This is a genomic window from Streptomyces sp. NPDC002838 (genome assembly GCF_040295365.1).
In the GTDB taxonomy this organism is placed as follows: domain Bacteria; phylum Actinomycetota; class Actinomycetes; order Streptomycetales; family Streptomycetaceae; genus Streptomyces.
Window position 1 is genome coordinate 109,147 of the sequence record NZ_JBEOVF010000019.1, and the last position, 21,495, is coordinate 130,641.

Consider the following 21,495-nt stretch of genomic DNA (forward strand, 5'->3'; position numbering starts at 1 on the left):
CGCCACTGACAATCCCTACCTGGCCGGGGTACAGGGGGTGGAATCGCCATGAATACCCGGACCCAGGTCAGCGGCCCACCGCATACCCTTGCATGCCCCGTGGATTCGCGGCCGCCGACAGGATCCCGGTCTCCGGGTCCCGTGCGACCGCGCACAGCCGCCCCTCCGACCAGGGGTCCCCGACGGTGACGTCGTGACCGCGCCGCCGCAGCTCCTCGACGACGCCCGCGTCCGTGCGGGCCTCCACGGTGACGCTGCCCGGTCGCATGCCGCGCGGGTAGAAGGAGCCGGGGAAGCTGTCGTTGTGCCAGTTCGGGGCGTCGATCGCGCCCTGGAGGTCGAGGCCGCCGCGCACCGGGGAGCGCAGGGCGACGGCGAGGAAGAAGTGCAGCTGCCACTGGTCCTGCTGGTCCCCGCCGGGCGTGCCGAACGCCATGACCGACACGCCGTCGCGCAGCGCGATCGAGGGCGTGAGGGTGGTGCGGGGGCGACGGTCCGGGGTGAGGGTGTTCGGCAGGCCCTCCTCCAGCCAGGTCATCTGCAGCCGGGTACCGAGCGGGAAGCCCAGCTCGGGCACGACGGGGTTGGACTGCAGCCAGCCGCCGCTGGGGGTGGCGGCGACCATGTTGCCCCAGCGGTCGACGACGTCGAGGTGGCAGGTGTCGCCCCGGGTACGGCCGTCGGCAGCCACGTCGGGCTCGCCGGGCACGGGGGACGTGGGGTACTTGGCGACGGTGGGCTCACCGGCACCCGGCAGGGGCGACGTGGGGTGCTGGGCAACGGTGGGCAGCCGCGGAGTGCGCCCACCGGGGCTCCCGGGCCGCAGCTCGTACGAGGCCTTGTCGTCGACGAGCCCCCGCCGGGCCTCGTTGTACTCCGTCGACAGCAGCTCGCCGAGCGGCACCTCGGCCGCGTCCCCGTACCAGGCCTCCCGGTCGGCCATGGCGAGCTTGCAGCCCTCGATCAGCAGGTGGACGTAGTCGGCGGACCCGTAGCGGGGCAGTTCGGGCGGGAGCAGGGCGAGCTGCTGGAGGAGCACCGGTCCCTGGCTCCAAGATCCCGCCTTGCACACGGTCCAACCGTTCCAGTCGTACGTCGCCGGCTCCTCGTACGTGGCGGACCAGCCGGCGAGGTCGGCGGCCGTCAGCGTGCCGGTGTGGCGCACGCCGCTGGTGTCCATGGTGGGCCGCCGCGCCTGCCGTACGAGGGCCTCGGCGATGAACCCGGTGCGCCACACCTCCCGCGCGGCCTCGATCTGCGCCTCCCGGTCCCCCGCGCCCGCGACCTCGGCGAGCAGCCGCTTCCAGGTGGCGGCGAGGGCGGGGTTGCGCAACAGCGTGCCGGGCCGCGGAGCCTTCCCGCCCGGCAGGTACACCTCCGCCGACGAGGTCCACTCCGTCTCGAACAGCTCCCGCACGGTCTCGACGGTCGCGCCGACGTTCTCCACGGGCGCGTGCCCGTGTTCGGCGTAGCCGATGGCGTACCCCAGAACCTCGGCGAGGGACTTGGTGCCGTAGTCCCGCAACAGCAGCATCCAGGCGTCGAACGCGCCGGGCACGGCGGCGGCGAGGGGCCCCGTACCGGGTACGAGATCCAAACCGAGTCCCCTGTAGTGCGCGACCGTCGCCCCGCCCGGTGCGACGCCCTGCCCGCACAGCACCCGCACCTCACCGCCCGCCGGGGCGAGCATGATCGGCACCTCACCGGCGGGCCCGTTGAGATGCGGTTCGACGACATGCAGCACGAACGCCCCCGCCACGGCCGCGTCGTACGCGTTCCCACCACCCTCCAGCACAGCCATCGCCGACTGCGAGGCCAGCCAGTGCGTGGAGGACACCATGCCGAAGGTGCCCTGGAGGGTGGGGCGGGTGGTGAACATTCGGGCTCTCACCTCGCTGTTTTCGCGCGTCGGCCGGTCCAATCTGCGCTCAAGATCGGGCCTGGGGAGAATCTGGGGAGTTCGGGCCGGAGCTCTCCTCCGCTCGCTCCCCCAGCAGGCTATCGATCGCCCTGCGCCCCTTCTTCCCCGCCTCCGGCATGAAGTGCGCGTAGTGGTCGAGCGTGATGGTCGGCGACGAATGCCCCAGCCACTTGGCGAGGGTGACGACCGACTCTCCTGCCTCCAGCACGAGGGATGCGTACGGGTTGCGTCCCTCGTGGTGCTGGGTCATCGCGGCGCCGGCGGGTTCCCGCGCCTGCCTCTCGGCTCGGTAAGCCTTCAGGTGGCCACGCACGCCCAGTGCCCGGTGCCGGTGACACGTCCTGGCAGACCGGTCGAGACCCCGGGCCGGCCCATCGTCGTCGGTGCCGACCTCGTGCATTACTCGCCGGAGGCAGCGGAGTTCGCCTTCGCGGAGGCCGACCGCCGGGCGGCCCACCTTCAGGTCGTGCATGCCCTGCACCGGGTCCGCGCTACTGCCGCTCCCGGTCAGCGGCACCGCAGTGGGACCGGATGTGCGCGAGACCGAGGACAGTGCCCGGCACTTCCTCGAGGAACGGATCGCCGAGTTCAACGGACGGTACCCAGGCGTACCGGTCGCGCTGCGTCTCGAGTGGACGCATCCGGCGACGTACCTGACGGAGTTGTCCGAGGAAACCGACCTGCTGGTGGTCGGTTCGCGCGGCCGAGCGGGCCTGCGCAGGCTTCTCCTCGGCTCGGTGAGCAGCGAGGTCCTGTACACGGCGCGCTGCCCCGTCGCCGTCATCCCGGCACCGGCGGACGGATAAGAGCATCCAGCCCAGGACGCCCGGCACGGAGGGAGGCAAGTCCCCCTGGCAGCCTGCCCGCCTGCTCTGCCTCGGGGCGGCCGGAAGGCACCCCGCTCCGCTCCGGCCATCCAGAACACGCCGCAAGCCGGCTTCGCCGCCCCGTAGGCGCACCACCCCCGGTCCTGTGGGCTGTCCCCTCGCCTGGGCCAAGGAGTGACGCCTGGCGACGGTGGGCGGGGCATGCGTAACAGCGGCGCCCCGTGCGGTGCCGGAACTCCAGGAACGAGGTGGCGTGGACGGGGTGGACAAGGACATCGGGGCCGTGGCGGAGGGCAGTCGTCTTCCTCGTGGTGGGCTGTCTCGCGGCCATGTGGGGGGCGACGGGATGCGGCAGTACAGAGAACGAGTACAACCCGCCGGGTGCCAACGCCCGTGTCGGACCGGTCCTGATCCGTTACGCGCACATCGCCGAACCCCCCGACGGCCCGTGGGAGCCGGGCGACGACGCTCCCTTCTATCTCTGGCTGTTCAACCAGGGACAACGGAAGGACAGGCTGCTCGGCGCGGAGACGGCCGTCGCACGCTCCGTGGACATCGTGAGCGCGGACGGCACTGTACGAGGCCCGGTCGCATTGCCCACCGGGAATCTCGTCGAACTGGAGAAAGGACGCGCCCACCTGCTGCTCAGGGACCTGCGTCAGCAGATCCGGGGCGGGGACTTCGTGTGGATCACCCTGCGCTTCGAACGAGCCGGCGAGATCGCACTGCAGGTGCACTCCCAGATCCCCACCTACGTCGACGACGACGCCACCGACGCACCAGGACTGACATCCCCCTCACCGGACGAATGACGTCAACGAGGCAGTGACCACAGGCAATGAGCGATCACAGAACGGTGGGCACGGCGGAGTCGTCCCCGTGACCACCTCCTACCTCGCCGGTCCGCGCGTGCCTCGGAGGCGCACATCTTCCGTGCTCCCTCCTTCACCACGCTCGCGAACCATGTCGGCCGTTGCCCGCACCGCGCCAGGGGGACGGAAGTGGGAGCACTGAGGTCGAGACGGAAACGACCGGCACCACGGAAAGCCAGCGGGGTACGGCGTCGGGTGGCGGTCGCCGCCTTGTACGTTCTCGGGCTTTCGGTTCTGGCGCTGGCCGCAGTGTGGCTGGCGGTGCGCATCACTCCGCTGCAACCGGTGTCGGCGGCCGGTCAGACGGTGCGAGTGGGCTCCGCGCCGCTGGAGTGTTCCCGGTACCCAGGGCCGAAGGGCCACCGCTGACCGATGTGCGGGAGGGCCTGGGCGACTCGACAGCCGCCGGTACCGGGAACCGCTCCCTGCCCGACGCCAGCCATCTGGACAGGGCCTGCCGGCGCATTGCGGACTCCTTACCCGCGGGTACTGGCCCGGACCAACGACTGGCGCGTGCTCAACCTCGCCTGCTCCGGCGCCACGATCCGCGATGGCATCCTCGGCGTGCAGATCGTCGGCGCGAGGTGGCCCCGCCGCAGCTCGCCCAGGCACAGCGGGCCACAGAGGCGTCCGTCGTCCTGGTCAGTGTCGGGGCAAACGACGTGCGATGGTCCGACCTGGTCACGCTCCGCGCGGCCTCCCCGTCCTGTGACGACCAGGCCTCCACCGCGTTCTTCCAGAACCGCCTTGCCCGGTTCGCACACCAGGTGCTGCGCTCACGGCTGGCAGCGCTCAACACCGTCCTGCGGCAAGGAGCCGAGACGTCCGGCGACCCGATCCAGTCCCCTGTACCTGACAAACCCCTGTCCGACCGTCACCTCTTCCGGTCGACAGCCGAGCACCGGTGGACGGACCCTGAAGAGAGGGCATACGGGCGATAGCTCGTTGAGCAAAGGGGCACGGCGATGGAATGGTGGACCTGGCTCATCATCGCTCTCGCGATCCTCCTGGCCGCCGGCGCCTCCGTTCTGTCACTGCAGGCACGGCGCCGCTCCGGCGGTGTCATAGCCCAGGGCCGCCGACCTCGGCGGGGAGGAGGGCGGAAGCCGTGACCGCCTACATGCGAGCCAGCGCGATCACGAAGAAACCAGTGGTCACCTTGGCGGGGGAAGACCTCGGGCAGGTCAAGGACCTCGTTTTCGATCCCTCGACGGGCAGCATCCGATGCTTCACCCTCGCAGGCCGCGGACTGCTGGCGGGGCCACTCCACCGTGCCCTGCTGTGGGAGAAAGTCCATGGCCTGGGGCCGCACGCGGTCATGGTGCGCGACGAGAGCACGCTGGAGGAGGACGACACGGCCGCCCGGTCGGGCGCGAAGGAGCCGGGCGGCGGAAACGTGCTGGGTGTGGCCGTCGTGACCCGCGGGGGCGCACGTTTGGGTACCGTCACCGACGCCATCGTCGGGATGGGAAGGACACCGGTGGTGGCGGGCTACGAGATCGAAACCGCTGAGCACCGCCGCGTCCTGGTGCCGGTGCCCGGCCCGGTCACCGTCTCCGGCGAACGGGTGCTTGTTCCGGAAGCCACCGCACAGTGCAGCGTTGGTGACTTGGGAGGGTTCGGTGCCGCCGCGGAGAGCCTGCGCAACCGTCTCCAGCACGACCCGCAGGAGGGCGACTGATGCTGTTCACCCAGGCCCAGGGCAGGGTCGTCATGGACCTCGCGACAGCCGAGACGGTCGGGACGGTCTCCGCGTGCACCGTCGCACCGTCACCAGCGCGTATCTCCGGACTGCGCCTGAGGACCGGAGGCCGCGGACACCACACCCTGGACTGGAACAACGTCCAGTCGTTCGGCCCCGACGCTGTCGCCGTCGAAGAGGCCGGCCGTATCCGCGACGAGAAGAACATCGACCCCGCCGACCACGCCCACGCGGCACACGACCCCATCGGGAAACCGGTGCTGACCGAAACGGGCCTCGACAAGGGCACCGTACTCGATGTCGAATTCGACGAGCGATCAGGACGCATCGGTCACCTGCTGACCGACGAAGAGCAGATCCCCGGCGACCAACTCCTCGGAGTGGGCAGGTACGCGGTTGTCGTCACCGCCCCTCAGTAAATAAACACCGCAGGCGTGGCCCTACTGCTTCGCTCACAAGGTCCGGCCCCGCCAGGCGGACGAGGAGCTCAGCCAGGAGGTGACCCGGCTGATGTCCGAGGAGGTGACGATCCCGACCAGGCGGCTTCCTTCCAGTACGAGGGCACGGTGGGCGGAGCTGGTCTGCAGCTCGGGCACGAGCCGGGCCAGCGGGTCGTCGGGGTGGAGGGTCGGCAGGTCGTCGACCGGCACCATCACGCGGGCGACGGCGGTGGACGCGCGCTCCGTCTCCGGGACCGAGTCGGCGCCCTTGAGGGTGACCAGGCCGGCCGCGGTGTTCCCGTCGTCGACGACGGGAAAGGCCGAGTGACGGTAGCGATAGCGCGGATCGGCGAGGAACTCGCTGACGGTCGTGGTGGCCGGGACGCTCACCGGATCGGTCGTCATCGCGTCGCTCACCGGGATTCCGCCCAGCAGTTCACGCAGTCGTGCCTGGCCGCCTTCCATCGTTGCCATCGCGAGGATGAACCAGCCGATGACCACCAGCCAGACGCCGCTGAAGAAAGCCCCGACGAGGACGAGGTACAAGCCGATACCGACGAGCGCCCACCCCAGCAGCCGTCCCGCCCCCGTAGCCACCACGGTGGCGCGCAGCGGACTTCCGGTCTTCCACCACACGATCGCACGCAGCAGCCGGCCGCCGTCCAGCGGCGCGGCGGGCAGGGCGTTGAAGACGGCCAGCAGGATGTTGATCCCAGCCAGCCAGGCCAGCGCCTCCACCACGAGCCCGGCGTCGGACACCCCGTCCAGCAGCCCGGCCGCCAGAGCGAACACCCCGCCGAGCAGCAGGCTGACCAGCGGCCCCACGCCGGCAATACGCAGTTCCGCTCCCGGGGTGGACGCCTCGCTCTTGAGCCGGGCGACCCCTCCGAGGAGCCACAGGGTGATGTCGTCGACGGGCACACCGTTGCGACGGGCCACCAGTGCGTGGCTGATCTCATGAGCCAGAAGCGACAGCAGGAAGACCACTGCGGTCACCGATGAGGCGCACCAGTACTGCCATGCCGGGCGATCCGGATGATCTTCCGGGAAGCGGCCCCCAGCCAGCCCCACCAGGATCACGACGAAAATGACCAAGACGCTCCAGTGCACGCCTACCCGAACACCGGCCAGGCGGCCCAGTGAGAACGTAGCCCGCACAGCAGCCACCTCACTCGTCCAGCCCCTGGGTGGTCTCCGTGCCGGGTGACATCGACCACCGGCGAGACGAGGTTGCGCCACCGCATCGGGCAGGCGCCCACGGCCAGGGACCGGCATATGCGCATCAACATCTGCAGTCGACAGCGGCGGGGCGTCACCCAGGATGAGGGGCCGTGGACGTCCCGCTGCCGTTTCCCTCTGGCCCAGATGACCCTGTCCATCCCCAGGTGACCCTCCCGCCAGGGACGAAACCTCAACGAACGATGGGGAACACAGGCCCTCGGGCCGCAACCGACCGTGAGAGGTTCGAAACCCGACGTGTCGCGCGGTCGGCGCTGCGCCCGGAGCCGCGCCGCGCCGATCTTTTCCGGTGGCTACGCCCTGAGTTGCCTGGCGGCCTTCGACATGCCGCTCCTGCTTGTCGGCCCGAGCCGCACCGCATCGCGCCCGCCGCTCACCGCTCCGGTCGGGACCGAGCGTCCGTCATTTCTCCGGTGACTTGGCACCCAAGCCGTCATGTACCGCGCCCGGCCGGGCTGTCAACTACAGGGGAGAAACTATGGCACTCTGGCTAATCCACTCATACCTCCTGGCAGGAGCGGGTTGCGGCACGGGTGGGTGACACAGCGGCGAGAAGGCGGAGCGACGCGAGGAAGCGCCCGGTGAGCCCAGGTGAACTGCGGACCAGGACATGACCGAAGTGACTGAAGGCCCCGCACAGGTCCACCGGCCTCGGGTCCCGCCGCTCGGGCGGGCGCTGGTGCGCTGGACACGGACCACCGATCACAAAGTCATCGGCAACCTCTACATGGTCACCGCGTTCGGCTTCTTCCTGCTAGGCGGGGTGCTGGCGCTGTTGACGCGGGCTGAACTCGCACGTCTCGGGCTCCAGTTGGTGCAGCACCTGTTCTGGTTCTTCGGGCACCCCGAGGTGTACATCGTCGCGCTGCCGTTCTTCGGCATCATCACCAAGGTTCTTCCCGTCTTCTCCAGGAAACCGGTGTTCGGCTACCTCGGTCTGGTCGGCGCCACGATCGCTATCACGATGCTGTCGGCCGTCGTGTGGGCGCATCACAAGTTCGCCACGGGCGCGGTGCTGCTGCCGTTCTTCGCTGCGGCATCGTTCCTGATCGCCGTGCCGACCGGGGCGAAGTTCTTCAACTGGATCGGCATCATGCGCCATGGTTCCCTGTCCTTCGAGACACCCATGCTGTTCGCGGTCGGCTTCCTGGTGTCCTTCCTGCTGGGGGCTTGAGCGGGGTGATCATCGCGTCACCTCCTCTGGACTTCCACCTCACCGACAGCTATTTCATCGTCGCTCACCTTCACTACGTCCTCTTCGGGACCGTCGTCTTCGCGATGTTCGCCGGGTTCTACTTCTGGTGGCCGAAGTTCACCGGGAAAATACTCGACGAGCGACTCGGGACGATCCACTTCTGGACGCTGTTCGTGGGCTTCCAGACGACGTTCCTGGTGCAGCACTGGCTCGGTGAGACCGGGATGCCCCGACGCTACCCGGACTATCTGGCGGCCGAATCGGGTTCACCCCGCTCAACACCGTTTCGTCCATCGGTGCCTTCCTGCTCGGCCTTTCGACGCTCCCTTTCTTCTACAACGTCTGGAAGACGGCCCGATACGGGAAGAGGGTCGAGTCGGACAACCCGTGGGGATTCGGGCGTTCAATGGAGTGGGCGACCTCCCGCCCACCGCCGCGCCACAACTTCATCGCCCTGCCGCGCAACCGCTCCGAATCGCCTGCCTTCGACCTGCACCACCCTGACATGAAACGAGCAGAGAAGAGGCGCCACGGATGAAAACGGAAGCCGTACTCTTCGCCGGTGTGGCGGCGTTCTTCGCGGTCACGGCCGGGAGCCACGGCTGGCTCGCGGCCGACCCTGCCGGAACCGCCGTCCTGAGTGTGGCCTTTGTCATGGCGTCTCTTGTGTCCTTCTTCCTCGCCGTCCAGTACCGGCGGCGCGGGCGTCGGCCGCAGGACCGCAGGGACGCCGAAGTGGCTCCGAGTACCGCCCCGGTCGGCGGAGAGCCCGCCCGTGCCTCGGCAACGGGCGCGGAACCCTGCAGGTGCCAAACCGGGGCAGGTCTCCGCCGACCGACCGCTACGGCGGTCCTCACATATCTCCCACCGCCGAACGACAGCACGCGACCTCGGCCCGCCCATCACTCGACCGCACCACCCGCCCCGGCGCCCTCCGCGCGCAGGCCGACGTCAGAGAACAGCCACGCGAAAGGCTGGGCCAGCCCGGGACGGCGTATGCATCGGCTTATGCGCACCCTCCTTGGCGGGACCAGGCGCATCCCCACGGCCGTCACCACCGCCCTGCTCGCCCTGGCAACCCGTCATGGCCGACTACATCAGGGACAGCACCGATTATGAGCGGGAAGAACCTGATCGCCTGGGGCACCAGTCAAAGGGGCGATCTTCAGAAGGAACTGCCCGGCGGCACCGCTATCGAGTCGGACGACCACGGTCTCGGACGCCCAAGGCGGCCAAACCACCATGCTGCACCTGGCCTTCGAGCAGGGGCAGAAGCCCGTGCCTGTCGTGATCACGGCCGGTCAGTGCGGGACTCGCGTCTCGCCCTACCAGTGGAACGGTTTCACCCCTGGCAACATGCCTGGCATGTTCCGTCAGCGATCGGCCGCTCGGCACAGACATTCGATACAGCCCTATGTAGGGACTCACCGGCCAGCGCCGTTGGTCGGCATTTACAGCCGGAGGCTGGATGCCGAAGACGGAGGTTCCCGACCTGATTTCGGCCCGGCCAGCCCATGGGTTTTATCAAGCCCGGGGCGGCGGGTAGCCGGGGTACACGTAACCGGGTCCCCAGAACGGCGGGTATCGATAGTGGTTGTACACGAGGCTGTAGTAGTCGGGCTCCTCAACGAGGGCGGGATCGTACTCGGGAGCGCCCTCTACCTGCTCTCGCGACTGGTCAACGTATACACAGTCAGCGGTGATCTCCGTGACGGCGTCGACCGGAACGAACGTCTTCTTCTCCCCTATACCGAGGAAGCCCCCGTGTTCCACTAGCAGGAAGCGGACCTTGCTCTCTTCCTCGTCGACAAGTAGATCACCTACCTTGCCCAGCTCGTCGCCGACCATGTTGACCACCTTCCGGCCCCGGACGTCCTGGTCGACGGAAGCCACCGCCTGATCAGACTCGCTGATCTTCCTCAGAATCGGAATCTTGTCTGCGGCCATTCCGAGCTCCCCTCTTCACTTTCCGGTGCTGCACAGTGCTCCGCCTCAAGTGCCCCTTTGGTCCGCACCCATGCAACTCCACCTGATCCAATTGACGGGGCCTCCAATACCAAACGAGCTTGGCCCGCAAGGCCCGGCGCCCACGTGACTGCCCGCTTCAAGTTTTGTGCTGTCGCCTGGTGCTTCCGTCGTGGGCCGCGCGGGTGAGACGCGCAGGAGATGGATGACCCGGCCTGCACGACGGGTACCGGCGGAGCATGCTCCTGTCGATGGACGTGCTGCCCGAGTCCACTCTGCGTGACGTGATTGGTCTGCTTGTCAGAGTGATCGAGTCCGCCGGAGCGTTGATCATCTTCGCCGGGGCCGTCTGGGCGTTCGTCCAGTTCGTGATGGCAGGTATGCGCGGGGGCCGTCGGGTGTCCGGCTTCAACCGCATCCGGCTCAGCCTGGGCCGCTTCCTGGTTCTCGGGCTCGAGTTCCAGCTCGCGGGGGGACGTCCTGCGCACGGCAGTGGCGCCGAGTTTCACCGAGATCGGGCAGCTGGCGGCCATCGCCGCGATCCGTACCGCGCTCAACTACTTCCTGGGCCGGGAGACCGCCCAGGAACGCGCTGAACACGATGAGAAGAAGGCCGCCAGCCGAGGACGGACTGGCTCCGTACAGCGGCCGTGCCGGCAACGGCCGCAGGGCTGCTGAGCACCGGCGTGGTGTACACGTCGATCAAACAGGTACACCTCTCTCTGGGCGTACTGCTCGACTTCCTCACCGCTGCCGGGCTGATCAGGCTCGCGGACGAACCCTCGTGGGGCAGCGTCACCGCCGCGGCGGCCGTGATCACCATCCGCAAACTGATCACGACACGTCTCGGCCGGCATCCGCTCACCGGGCCGGAACTGCGGTAGCGAGCGACAGAACCGACGAACGAGCGAGGAGAAAGGCGGGACAACCCATGCACGCATTGACCGTACAGCCTGGCCAGAGGCACTCCCTCCAGGTACGGCAACTACACACCCCGACACCGGTGGACGGCGAGATGCTGGTGCGAGGCTTGGCGATGGGTGTCTGCGGGACGGACCGAGAGATCGCGAACGGCCAGTACGGATGGGCGCCACCCGGCCGCGACTGGCACATCCTCGGGCACGAGTCACTGGGCCGTGTGGAACAAGCGCCGCCGGCCAGCGGGTTCTCGGCCGGCGACCTCGTGGCCGGGGTGGTACGCCGACCGGACCCCGTGCCCTGCGGTGCCTGCCGCCACGGAGAGTTCGACATGTGCCGCAACGGCCGCTACACCGAGCGCGGCATCAAGGAACTCGACGGCTACGGCGCCCAAGCCTGGTGCGTAGAGCCCGACTATGCGGTGAAACTACAGCCGCATCTGGAGCGTGTCGGCGTGCTTATGGAACCAACCTCCGTCGTCGCCAAGGCGTGGGAACAGGTTGAGCGTGTCGGTGCGCGCTCCTGGTTCGCACCGCGGCGCGTACTGGTCACCGGCGCCGGCCCGATTGGCCTGCTGGCCGCCCTGCTCGCTACCCAGCGCGGGCTGCAGGTGCACGTACTGGACCGCGTCAGCGACGGTCCCAAGCCCCAGCTGGTCCAGGATCTCGATGCCACTTACCACACCAACGACGCCGAGCAAGTGATCGAAAGGGTGTGCCCGGACGTCATCATCGAAGCCACCGGAGCGAGCGGCCTCGTTTTCGCTTCGATCACTGGCACGGCCTCGTACGGGGTGGTGTGCCTGACGGGCGTCTCGCCCGCCGGTCGCCACATCACCGTGGACGCCGGCACCGTCAACAGGGACATCGTGCTGCAGAACGACGCCGTGGTGGGATCCGTCAACGCGAACCTGCGTCACTACCAGCAAGCCGCCAACGCTCTGGCGAAGGCCGACATGACCTGGCTGGAACGCCTGATCACCCGACGTGTACCGCTCGAAAGCGCCAAGGAGGCATTCCAGCGGCAGCCCGACGACGTCAAGGTAGTCATCGACCTGCAGGCATAGCCATCCAACCGGAAACTGCTGTACAGACAGGGACTCCGGCTGTGCATTCCTGACCTCGTGATCCGCCCGACTGCGCTGCGCGGGCATGCGCAGGCTCCTTCTCGCGTCTGGGAACGCAGAAGTCCTGCACACGGCTGAATGCATGCCGCCTCACCACTGGCCGTATGGCGGCGCGACACCATGCGGTGGCGTTCGTCGCCTGTGACTGTGACAACCCGTGACCGCACGGAGATCGTGGGCGGCGTGCGCCACCACCGTCCGCTGAGCACGTACATACGAGAGGACGACAGCCACGGTGTCTCTCGCGCGGACGGCTGGCTGCAACTCCGAGCGGGGCCCTCGATCCGCAACGACGTACGCCCACGGCACGTGAACTACGTCCCCGGCTTGATACCGAGCTGGTACATATGGCTGCGGAACAGGGACCCGGACGCTGCCACGTACGACCAGAGCCCGTCCCAGCTCATAGCCCGTAGTGCACGTCGGCATCGCTCGCCGTCGCCCCACGGCCTAGCCAGGAGGCACCCATGGCGCGGAAGCGCGAACTGACCCGAGAGGTGCGGAACTCGCTCATCAGCGCGATGATGCCGGCGGCAGGGGTCTGGCTCTTCATCGGGGCTTGGATCATCGGGTATCCATTCAACGAGCCTGCGGTCGACGCGCACCTGAACGAGATGATCGTCGGTGTGGTGGTGTTCCTCGTCGCTGTCGCTCGCATGGTGCGCCAGCGCGGGCCCGTGTCCGACCTTGCCGTCGCAGCAGGTGCGTGGCTCATCGCCGCACCGTTCGTGGTGAGCTACGGCGACACGCGAAAGCAGATGCGGCGCGGATCAACGACATAGCCACCGGCAGCGTGCTGATCCTGCTGGCCACCATCTCGCTGTCGCTGGCGCGGGTAGGGCGGGCCTGAGCCAGGACTCTTTTGCGATGACGCACCGTAAGAGCGCCGTCACGGCTGTACTAGACTGAGCCGATGTCGCGCAACGCCGCTCCTTTGATCGTCGTCATGGGAGTCTCGGGGTCGGGAAAAACAACCATCGGTCAGAAGATCGCCCAGCGTCTCGCCCTTCCCTACGCCGAGGCCGACGACTTTCACCCGTCACAGAACGTGGCCAAAATGCGGGCCGGTATCCCGCTGGACGACGAGGACCGCCGCCCGTGGCTCGAGATGATCGCCACATGGCTCGCCGAGCACGCCGGCCGGGGCGGCGTAGTCACCTGTTCGGCTCTGAAGCGCCGCTACCGCGACCGGCTGGCCGCCGCGGCACCCGACGTCTTCTTCCTCCACCTCGACGGCTCTGCGGAGCTGATCACCAGTCGGCTCGCGGCGCGGCAAGGCCACTTCATGCCGCCGCATCTCCTGCAGTCCCAGATCGACGCTCTGGAACCGTTGGCCGCCGACGAGTCCGGCGCGGTTGTCCCCATCGAGGGCACCCCTGAGCAGACGACCACTCTGGCACTCACCGCGGCCAAGAAACGATGACCAAGCAGTGGGCGGACCGACCCCTGTCAGCGATCCCTGCTCACCAACGTCGGGGCCCCAGCCCCGCGTGCTTCCCGCTCTGCGTGCGGCGAGGCACAGCTTCTCGCCCGTGCCGTCGGCCACACGTATACCCGGGCTGGAGTTGGAAACCGGGAAGGGAACGAACGGCCGGGCACGCCCCGGCCGCAGCGACCACCATGGCGTTCCAGGGACGTCTCATGGAATCCGGCGACATCCCCGTTCTGACCAGGCTCTCCGACTCACCTCACGTGGTCTCCTCCCCTGACGAGGACATTCGCGGCCGGAAGGTGACCGACCGGTCCGGCTACGAACTCGGCAAGGTCGGCGCCCTGGGCATCGACCAGGAGGAGCAGAAGGTCCGCTTCCTGGTCCTGGAGCACGGCGGCTTCCTGGGTATTGGGCATAGCCACAAGCACCGTGACCGGCCATGACAACCCCACCGATGTACCCGGCCGTCGGGCTCTTGCGACCCGTGTCCGCGTCAGGCCGGGCGGCGGTCAAGGATCTCACCGGTCTTCGCGTCCACCACGTGGACCGTCGCCGACTCATCGGCAACCCCGAGAACACTGACCATCCAGACCGGGCCGCCGCCCCGCCGTTCCAATTCGATGGCGGTGACGACCTCGCCGTTCGTCGTATCGGCCGCTTCACGGGCCGCCTCACCCGGCAGGAGCCGCGCCTGCTCCAGCAGTCGCACCAGCGCCTGCCGCTCGGAACCGGTCAGGTCGGGACCGGAACTCGTCCCCAGCACATCACCCCGGGTGGCGTCCAGTCGCACCGTCCGGAGCTGTCCGTCCTGATCCGCGACCCGGCTCTCCCACACCGGCGACACCGACTCAGGCTCCTTGAGCTCCAGGGCAACCAACTCACCGGCGGTCACCTCGGCCACTGACAGGCGAATGGCACGCTCATAGTCGATCTCCACCATCTCGAACCGCTCGGCGGCTTCGTTCAGCGGATTGTCCCGGCCGCAGCCCACAAGCAGCGACAGTGCGATGACCGGCACGCATAGAACTACGGCGAGCCGTCGCCACGCCCATCCGCCCTCGTTTCGGATGACTCCCGTCACTCCCATGCAAGCCGACTGTCCACCCTGAATGGAGCAAAACGCTAGTATCAACAAATAAGCAGCTATCTGGCGTGAAACGCCCACATCATGCCGAGGCTAGGGAGACCAAGGCTGCAGCCGGCGCAGAAACCCGCGACACGCTCGGCCGGGCGGAATGGCCCGCGGTGGCGTTTCAGCGTTCGCCCGACTTGTCACGGTCTGTAACGTGGGCTCGTGCTGATGCCCAAGCGCTTGCCCACCCCTCTTGCCTCGGCGACCCCCTCGGTCCCGGCCGGGCTACCGACTCGTATCCCCTGTGCCCATGCGTGACACGCTCCGGGCGCAGCTGTGGCCCCTACCGACGCTGGGAGTCACGCTCGCCGTCGTCGCAGGCGTGGGAATGCCGCGGGTGGACAAACGGACCCAGCACGACATGCCGTCCTGGCTGAGGGACTACCTGTTCAGCGGCAACTCGGACGCCGCGCGCTCGGTGCTGGAGGCGATCGCCGGCTCCCTGGTCACGGTCACGGCACTGACCTTCTCGCTCACGGTGCTGACACTGCAACTGGCAAGCAGCCAGTTCTCCCCGCGCCTGCTGCGGACCTTCACCGCCGACCGGTACGTCCAGACGACTCTGGCACTCTTCCTCACCACGTTCACCTACGCCCTGACCGTGCTGCGCACCGTACGCACCGGCGAGGACGAGCAGACCGGCTTCGTCCCCCAGATGTCGGTCACGGTGGCCTTCCTGCTCACGCTGGCCAGCATGCTCGCCCTCGTGCTCTTCCTGTCGCACCTGGCGCGCGAGATCCGCGTCGAGACGATGATGAGCAGCGTCCACTCCGCCGCCGACCGCACCATCCAACGCCTCCTTCCGGAAATGAAGGACACGCCACGCGGGCACCCAACTGCCAGAAACCATCGCGGCGCACCACCGGAACCGCCCGCGAACGCGCTGACCCTGACCGTCGGCGCTTCCGGCTTCTTGACCTCCGTGGACGAGGGGAACCTTCTGAAGGCAGCCATGGAAGCCGACGCCGTCCTGCTCATCGACCGCAGCCCCGGAAGCTCTCTGATCACCGGCACGCCCATGGGAGCCGCCTGGCCACGCGCCGGCGAGCCGTTCGCCCCCGAGACACGGGCACGTCTGATCGAAGCAGCCGCCGAAGCAGTGATCACCGGTGCCGAACGCACCGACCTCCAAGACATCGCCTTCGGACTGAGGCAGCTCACCGACATCGCCGCCAAAGCACTCTCCCCAGGGGTCAACGACCCGACGACCGCTGTCCACGCCCTGTCCCACTCCTCCGCGCTGCTGTGCGAGCTGGCGCAGCGCGACCTCGGCCCCCACCTGCTGTTCGACGACGACCAGCAGGTCAGAGTGGTGCTGCGACGCCCGAACCTGGCGGACCTGCTGGATCTGGCGGTGGCCCAGCCGCTGCGCTACAGCGCCGCCGAGCCCGCCGTCCTCGCCCGCATCGCGATGCTGCTGCGCGAACTCGCCTGGAGCAGCGCACCCGACCGGCATCCGCCCGTCGTCGCCGCACTCACCCGGCTGCGCTCCACCATCGAGGCCCAGAATCTCCACCCTGCTGAGCGCCTCCGACTGACCGAGCTGACCCAGCTCGTCGAACAGGCGCTGGCCGGGCGATGGGCGCACAGCCCGGTCCCCTGACCGCACGGCCGGGCGCCGCCGTTCGCCGACCGACGGGTGATCCACCCGGCGTCGCGGGGGTGTGTTCCTGGTGCACGCCGACTGTTGCCGGCCATCCGGCCGCCGTGCACCCTGCCTGCTGCGCTTCTGCCCTCGGCGATGCCGGTGCGCCGGGCCGTGGGCTCCTGGTCCCCTTACCGTGCCCGCCTCCCTCACATTGGCGAATCTTCCCGGCACCCATACCCAACCGGCTCCCCGAGGAGAAACGCCCGGTGCGCATCCGATGCCCCTTCTGCTGCGGTGCCGACCACCCCCGCACCGGGCCGGGTTCCGCGCCTGGCCGGTACCTGCACCTCCGCGACCGCGACCGCACCCTTCCCTACGGCGCACCCCGTCGGGTGGCGGGCTCTGCGGAACACGGACGTGCGTCGCACGACTACTCGGCACCGAGAGGGGCAGTCGGGGCTGTATGCCCCAAGTTCGGGCTCGTGCCGCGCGGTTCACCGCCGACGCCGTCCGTGCCACGGCGCTGGTCAGCGCCATCACTGTCGCCGCCACATCCGGGGACGGCGCCGCATACCTGGGCCTGCTGTTCCTGGTCCTGCTCGTGCCCCGCGCCGCGCGGCTGCCAGCGCTCCTCGACCTTGTCTTCTGCGCGGCACTGACCTGGGCCACATGGTCCTACGTGGGCCACTGGTACCGCGTGGCCGACTGGTACGACACCGTCGTGCACTCCATCACGCCCGGCGCCACGGCGGCCACGCTGCACCTGCTGCTGTCCAAGTGGCGGCTGCTGCCCGCGCCCGGTGACCCAACCCTGCGCCGCCCCGCCGGCCCGCTGATCACCGCCGCTCTGGGTGCCACGATCGCGGCCGTGTGGGAAATGTACGAGTGGCTGGCCACCGAAGTGGCCCACGAGAAGATTCCGGTCGGCTACACCGACACGGTCGCCGACCTCACCGCCGGGCTCAGTGGATCCCTTGCCGCGGGGCTCCTGCTGCTCTGGTGCGCACTACGCCACCGGCCGGGCAGAAGAAGGACCACATCGTCCTCTGACCAGATGTAACGCTCACGCGCGTTTTCGGCAGGCCGACGGATCCGGAAGACAGGCAGCAGAATGCCGATGCTCGGCGCCCGCATTCCCGCCCGCATTCCCGCGCACCGTCCTTGTGTCCCGGACAGGACTGTGGGGTACACGGTCAGCCTCCAGCCAATACCAGTGGAACAACTCCGTCGAGGAGATGACCCAGATGATCGTCCTCGGATTGCTCCTCCTGGCGGCCACAGGGGCTTTCACCGGCCTGGTGATCGCCGACAACCTCTCTGGCGGACCCGAGTACACCGTCTCCGTACTCGGTCAGGACATCGCCACCATGAACGCGCTGGCCATCTTCTGCTCCGGCCTGGCCCTCGCGCTGATCTTCTCCCTGGGCCTCAGTGCGGCAAGCACAGCCGTCCACCGCCACCGCAAGCACCCTCGCGCGTACACGACTCACCCTGGCGGCCCCGACCACTGAGGGACAGGCGCTCCACACCTGCGTGTTCTCGGTCTATGTCCACGAAGAAGCTCACCATCCGGCCCCCCGCGGCTACGCCGTCGGACCGGGCCATCACCGAGAGAGAAGAAAACTCCTGGCTCTGCGCAGCCCGCTGCCCATCACCAGAGACCACCGTCAGCTCATCCATCACCCAATGCCCCCTCCATCCGGATACCGCGCTTGCGCATCCGGCAGATTCCAGACGCTCTGGGTCTCCGCCGAGATGCATGTCAAACCAGGAGCACTCCCCAAGCGCACCACCGCGCCGGACCCGTCCCTGAGGCAGCGGGATCACAGCCGGACCGGACACCAATCCATCAGCCATCAAAGACCACGTCCTGCCGGGCGCTCTACACGCCGCCGGGCGGACCGGCCGCGATCGTCCCTCCCGAGGTTGCCGGACGGCGGCTGCTTACCCCAGCTTCCGGCGGCCCGCCCACCCACCACCGCTGCCACGAGGACAGGCAGTGACCTGCAGGCCGCTCTGCGGCATGCAGGTCTGTTCAGAGCGCTTCCCGACGACTCCACCCGACTCGTCCCATCAGCTCGATTGCTGAGAGGGGTTGGGTACACGCCGATCAGATCAGTCCTGGCCGGAGGCAGGAATTGGGCATCCTTTGAACGCAGGTATTCCACTCCGTCATCGTGATTAGCCCGGTAATCGAGGCTGCGTTCCCCAAACTTCAGACGGTGCCGGGCATCATTGTGCGCTGAAAAGGAGACGGCGCTCAGCAGATCCCGTGCCTGGTGAGGCTTGGCTACCACCCGCGGGTCCACCGACCGCCGGTTTGGGCACCCGCCAGCGAACTTTGTTCAGCGGGTGACTGCCCAACTCGCCACGTTCAACGGCGTAGTGGAGCGCGTGCACCAGCATTTTGCGTTTGCGGCGCAGCGTCTCCACGGCCGCCTCACCGCCGTCGAGCTTGCGGCGCAGCGACTCCAGCACATCGCGCGCCAGGACCGGATCATGCAGGATGGCGAACGCCCGCAGCAGGTCGACGTGGCGTTCCCGCTGCGGCGGTGTGCGCTCCGCGAGCTCGCGCAGACCGGGCATGTGGCCATCATAGGAACGGGTGACCGGCGAAGATCGCAACCATCCACCGGGCTGGGCGCGTGCGCCACCCCGACCCGGGCGGCACGCTCGACCTTGACAGCGAGCGGTTGGCCAAGACCGTGTTGCGCGACCGTACGGTCGCCACTGATGCTGCCGTCGCGTTCGCCTGAAGAGCCTCAGCCGTCGTCCGCTGCCTTGCCCGCTGCGGCGGGGGCGGTGCACGATCACCCGCCGCCGGTTCTTTGCAGGGGACGTCCGGCCGCGACCGGCTCCCGGGCGCAGGCCCGCGTCAACACGCGCTCCTGTCACTTCCAGCCGTGTCACGCACGAAGGACCGCGCGGAGTCAAGAAGGCCCTCCAACGAATCTCGCTGAAGGCCAGCCACTCAAGGATGACTGCATGTCACCGGGGTGGGCCGTTCACAAAGGACAGTTCGGCGGGTGCGTACGGTGGATCTGTGCAGCTGCTTTGCGGAGCCCTCGCGCAACTCACGCCGTGTGGGTCGTGGCGGCTCTGTGCCGTCGGCCGCGGTGGGCTGGGCGGGGCAGACGGGCGGCGCGGGTCGCGGACGGCAGAGAGTACCGGGAGTCCCTGTCGTGTGCTCCCTCGCTCAGGCTGTCTGTCGACCTGCGGCTGGAAGCCCTGTCCTGCTGACGCTGTGGATCGTCGCCGTGGGCGCCCTGATGCTGCTGTACTGCCAGTACTGCGTCGAGCAGGATGCCAGCCGCCCTGCTGCCGGCCTTCACCCGGAGGCGGCGTCGGCAAAGGCGACCGCCGCAGCACCGATACTGAAGGGAGGACCGGTGCTGGACATCAGCGCACTCACCTGGGCCGTCACCATCGGCCTGATCCTCGCCCTGCTCGCTGTCGACCTGATCCTGGCCGCCGCACGCCCGCACCGGGTCGGCTACGGCGAGGCCACCGCCTGGTCGGTGTTCTACATCCTCGTCGCGGTGGGCTTCGGCGTCTGGTTCGCCGCGCGATACGGCGGAGAGTTCGGCACCGAGTACTTCGCCGGCTACATCGTCGAGAAGAGCCTGTCGGTCGACAATCTGTTCGTTTTCGTCATCATCATGACCACCTTCGCCGTGCCGGCGGAACACCAGCACAAGGTGCTCACCTTCGGCATCGTGCTCGCCCTGGCCATGCGCGCGATCTTCATCGCGCTCGGCGCCACCCTGCTGGCGCTGTTCTCGTTCATGTTCCTGCTGTTCGGCCTGCTGCTGATCTACACGGCCGTCCAGTTGTTCCGGCACCGCGACGAGGACCCCGACATCGAGGACAACGTCATGGTCAAGGCTGCCCGCCGGCTCCTGCCCATCACCGCCGACTACGTCGGCGGCAGACTCACCACCCGCGTCGACGGGCGCCGGATGGTCACCCCGCTGCTCATCGTCCTGCTCGCCATCGGCAGCATCGACCTGCTCTTCGCGCTCGACTCCATCCCCGCGGTGTTCGGGGTCACCCAAGAGCCCTACATCGTCTTCACCGCCAACGCCTTCGCCCTGCTCGGCCTGCGCGCTCTTTTCTTCCTCGTCAAGGGACTGCTGGACCGGCTGGTGTATCTGGCCGCCGGGCTCTCGCTGATCCTCGCGTTCATCGGCGTCAAGCTCATCCTGCACTGGGCGCATGTCGACCTGTACGACGGAGTCCCAGAGATTCCCACCCCGATCAGCCTCGCCGTGATCGCCCTCGTGCTCGCGGTCGTCACCGTGGCAAGCCTGATCAAGACCAGGCGCGACCCGACCGCCAAAGCCCACCCCGGCTCATTGCGCGCGCATCCCCCAAAGCCCGCGGAATCCGGCCAGGAAGCCGGGCCCTACTGAACTGCTCCTCCTCGTGGCGGGCGGGCAGGGGTGCCCCGGCGCCGGACATGGATGCTTGAGGCGAGGTACGCGAATGCGGACACACCGACCATGGCGGCAGACACGGCCGAGGCACCCTTCGGCGTGTCCGGCCCTTGACGCGTGACCGCGCTGGCGCCGGTTGCACTGGCATCATGGGCCGCCGCCGTCGCCCGCCAGATCGAGCGCGACAATCTCAGCGAACTCATCCATGTCGCCGACGTTCCCGGCGGCACGCTGGTCCTGGACAATGAGGGACTGGCCAAGGCCGTCCTGCGCGACCGTACGGTCACCGGCTGGCTCGCCCTCGCACGCGCCGATGACCTGTGGTGATCACCTCCGCGGCCACCCTCGTCGAGGTCGTCCACCTTCGGGTCAACCGTCCGGCGCTGGAGTGGACTCTGTCCCGCCTGGTGGTCGAACCGGTCACCGCCCGTGGGGCGCTTTCCTTCCCGGCGGCCAAGAACCGCGACTCGACCTCGACTCCGACCCTGGCCTCCTCGAAGCCGCTATGTAGACGACCCCCGCGACAAGCAAGATCACGACGCATCAGGCAGCAGGGCGCCGGACCGGCTCCGGGAGTAGTTGCACGCGCCCACCGTACGCACCGGCCGCACAGTCCTGAGCGAACGCCCGGTCCGTGACGGTGCTCAGTCGGCGTGCAGGACCTGAAGGCGGAGGGCGCGAGCAGGGGCCGCGCGCACGGTA

Annotated in this window: 21 protein-coding genes and 3 pseudogenes; 19 read left to right on the forward strand and 5 right to left on the reverse strand. The window is 68.4% G+C overall.

What is annotated here, in order from left to right:
• Positions 1–67 precede the first annotated feature (67 nt).
• Positions 68–1,879 carry a gamma-glutamyltransferase family protein gene (locus ABT063_RS24190; protein WP_351059910.1) on the reverse strand — a complete coding sequence of 604 codons (1,812 nt, stop codon included), beginning with the start codon at positions 1,877–1,879 and terminating at the stop codon, positions 68–70.
• Between the two features lie 199 nt (positions 1,880–2,078).
• Here ABT063_RS24190 and ABT063_RS52260 point away from each other — a divergent pair.
• From ABT063_RS52260 to ABT063_RS24225, 6 genes and pseudogenes are all read left to right on the forward strand, one after another.
• Positions 2,079–2,207 (forward strand): annotated as a pseudogene (locus tag ABT063_RS52260) (hypothetical protein); the annotation flags it as partial.
• Positions 2,208–2,391: 184 nt separating this feature from the next.
• Complete coding sequence (locus ABT063_RS24205) at positions 2,392–2,727, forward strand: universal stress protein (protein WP_351059913.1); 336 nt, start codon at positions 2,392–2,394, stop codon at positions 2,725–2,727.
• 269 nt (positions 2,728–2,996) lie between these two features.
• Positions 2,997–3,560 carry a copper chaperone PCu(A)C gene (locus ABT063_RS24210; RefSeq protein ID WP_351059916.1) on the forward strand — a complete coding sequence of 188 codons (564 nt, stop codon included), beginning with the start codon at positions 2,997–2,999 and terminating at the stop codon, positions 3,558–3,560.
• Positions 3,561–4,204: 644 nt separating this feature from the next.
• Complete coding sequence (locus ABT063_RS24215) at positions 4,205–4,561, forward strand: hypothetical protein (RefSeq protein ID WP_351059919.1); 357 nt, start codon at positions 4,205–4,207, stop codon at positions 4,559–4,561.
• A 167-nt stretch (positions 4,562–4,728) separates the two neighbouring features.
• The gene (locus ABT063_RS24220) at positions 4,729–5,301 is read left to right on the forward strand and encodes a PRC-barrel domain-containing protein (protein ID WP_351059922.1); all 573 of its coding nucleotides are present in this window, start codon (positions 4,729–4,731) and stop codon (positions 5,299–5,301) included.
• Positions 5,301–5,741 (forward strand): PRC-barrel domain-containing protein, encoded by a 441-nt coding sequence (locus ABT063_RS24225; protein ID WP_351059925.1) that lies wholly within the window; start codon positions 5,301–5,303, stop codon positions 5,739–5,741. The genes ABT063_RS24220 and ABT063_RS24225 overlap by 1 nt, the downstream gene beginning before the upstream one ends.
• 33 nt (positions 5,742–5,774) lie before the next feature.
• Here ABT063_RS24225 and ABT063_RS24230 read toward each other — a convergent pair whose 3' ends face one another.
• Positions 5,775–6,758: a site-2 protease family protein gene (locus tag ABT063_RS24230; protein ID WP_351059928.1), complete on the reverse strand. Its 984-nt coding sequence runs from the start codon at positions 6,756–6,758 to the stop codon at positions 5,775–5,777.
• A 1,051-nt stretch (positions 6,759–7,809) separates the two neighbouring features.
• On the opposite strand from ABT063_RS24230, the pseudogene ABT063_RS24235 reads away from it, so the two are divergent.
• Positions 7,810–8,734, forward strand: a pseudogene (locus ABT063_RS24235) (cbb3-type cytochrome c oxidase subunit I); the annotation flags it as partial.
• Complete coding sequence (ctaF, locus tag ABT063_RS24240; RefSeq protein WP_351059931.1) at positions 8,731–9,315, forward strand: aa3-type cytochrome oxidase subunit IV; 585 nt, start codon at positions 8,731–8,733, stop codon at positions 9,313–9,315. The pseudogene ABT063_RS24235 and the gene ctaF, both read left to right, overlap by 4 nt.
• Before the next feature lie 405 nt (positions 9,316–9,720).
• Here ctaF and ABT063_RS24245 read toward each other — a convergent pair whose 3' ends face one another.
• Positions 9,721–10,143 carry a PRC-barrel domain-containing protein gene (locus tag ABT063_RS24245; RefSeq protein ID WP_351059934.1) on the reverse strand — a complete coding sequence of 141 codons (423 nt, stop codon included), beginning with the start codon at positions 10,141–10,143 and terminating at the stop codon, positions 9,721–9,723.
• 510 nt (positions 10,144–10,653) lie between these two features.
• Here ABT063_RS24245 and ABT063_RS52265 point away from each other — a divergent pair.
• The 6 genes from ABT063_RS52265 (at position 10,654) to ABT063_RS24275 (ending at position 14,080) form a co-directional block, all read left to right on the forward strand.
• Positions 10,654–10,839, forward strand: a complete 186-nt coding sequence (locus ABT063_RS52265) for a DUF1622 domain-containing protein (RefSeq protein ID WP_502990875.1) — start codon at positions 10,654–10,656, stop codon at positions 10,837–10,839.
• Positions 10,812–11,045, forward strand: a complete 234-nt coding sequence (locus ABT063_RS24255) for a hypothetical protein (RefSeq protein WP_351059936.1) — start codon at positions 10,812–10,814, stop codon at positions 11,043–11,045. The genes ABT063_RS52265 and ABT063_RS24255 overlap by 28 nt, the downstream gene beginning before the upstream one ends.
• Positions 11,046–11,092: 47 nt before the next feature.
• Positions 11,093–12,145 (forward strand): glucose 1-dehydrogenase, encoded by a 1,053-nt coding sequence (locus ABT063_RS24260; protein WP_351059939.1) that lies wholly within the window; start codon positions 11,093–11,095, stop codon positions 12,143–12,145.
• Positions 12,146–12,672: 527 nt separating this feature from the next.
• Positions 12,673–12,987 (forward strand): SPW repeat domain-containing protein, encoded by a 315-nt coding sequence (locus ABT063_RS24265; protein WP_351059942.1) that lies wholly within the window; start codon positions 12,673–12,675, stop codon positions 12,985–12,987.
• A gap of 131 nt (positions 12,988–13,118) precedes the next feature.
• Positions 13,119–13,628, forward strand: coding sequence for a gluconokinase (locus ABT063_RS24270; RefSeq protein ID WP_351059944.1), 510 nt, complete (start codon positions 13,119–13,121; stop codon positions 13,626–13,628).
• A gap of 218 nt (positions 13,629–13,846) precedes the next feature.
• Positions 13,847–14,080, forward strand: coding sequence for a PRC-barrel domain-containing protein (locus tag ABT063_RS24275; RefSeq protein WP_351059947.1), 234 nt, complete (start codon positions 13,847–13,849; stop codon positions 14,078–14,080).
• A gap of 50 nt (positions 14,081–14,130) precedes the next feature.
• Here the strand turns inward: ABT063_RS24275 and ABT063_RS24280 are convergent, their stop codons facing one another.
• A complete protein-coding gene (locus ABT063_RS24280; RefSeq protein WP_351059950.1) occupies positions 14,131–14,802 on the reverse strand; it encodes a PepSY domain-containing protein in 672 nt (223 codons plus the stop codon).
• Positions 14,803–15,019: 217 nt separating this feature from the next.
• On the opposite strand from ABT063_RS24280, the gene ABT063_RS24285 reads away from it, so the two are divergent.
• From ABT063_RS24285 to ABT063_RS24295, 3 genes are all read left to right on the forward strand, one after another.
• The gene (locus ABT063_RS24285; protein ID WP_351059952.1) at positions 15,020–16,372 is read left to right on the forward strand and encodes a DUF2254 domain-containing protein; all 1,353 of its coding nucleotides are present in this window, start codon (positions 15,020–15,022) and stop codon (positions 16,370–16,372) included.
• 448 nt (positions 16,373–16,820) lie between these two features.
• On the forward strand, positions 16,821–17,417 hold the full coding sequence (locus ABT063_RS24290; RefSeq protein ID WP_351059955.1) for a DUF2238 domain-containing protein: 597 nt from the start codon (positions 16,821–16,823) through the stop codon (positions 17,415–17,417).
• Positions 17,418–17,592: 175 nt separating this feature from the next.
• A complete protein-coding gene (locus ABT063_RS24295; RefSeq protein ID WP_351059957.1) occupies positions 17,593–17,868 on the forward strand; it encodes a hypothetical protein in 276 nt (91 codons plus the stop codon).
• A gap of 721 nt (positions 17,869–18,589) precedes the next feature.
• Here the strand turns inward: ABT063_RS24295 and ABT063_RS24300 are convergent.
• The gene (locus ABT063_RS24300) at positions 18,590–18,943 is read right to left on the reverse strand and encodes a hypothetical protein (RefSeq protein WP_351059960.1); all 354 of its coding nucleotides are present in this window, start codon (positions 18,941–18,943) and stop codon (positions 18,590–18,592) included.
• Positions 18,944–19,539: 596 nt separating this feature from the next.
• Between ABT063_RS24300 and ABT063_RS24305 the strand changes: the two genes are divergently transcribed.
• Positions 19,540–20,769 carry a TerC family protein gene (locus ABT063_RS24305; RefSeq protein ID WP_351059963.1) on the forward strand — a complete coding sequence of 410 codons (1,230 nt, stop codon included), beginning with the start codon at positions 19,540–19,542 and terminating at the stop codon, positions 20,767–20,769.
• Between the two features lie 225 nt (positions 20,770–20,994).
• Positions 20,995–21,218, forward strand: a pseudogene (locus ABT063_RS24310) (DNA-binding protein); the annotation flags it as partial.
• Positions 21,219–21,495: the final 277 nt, after the last annotated feature.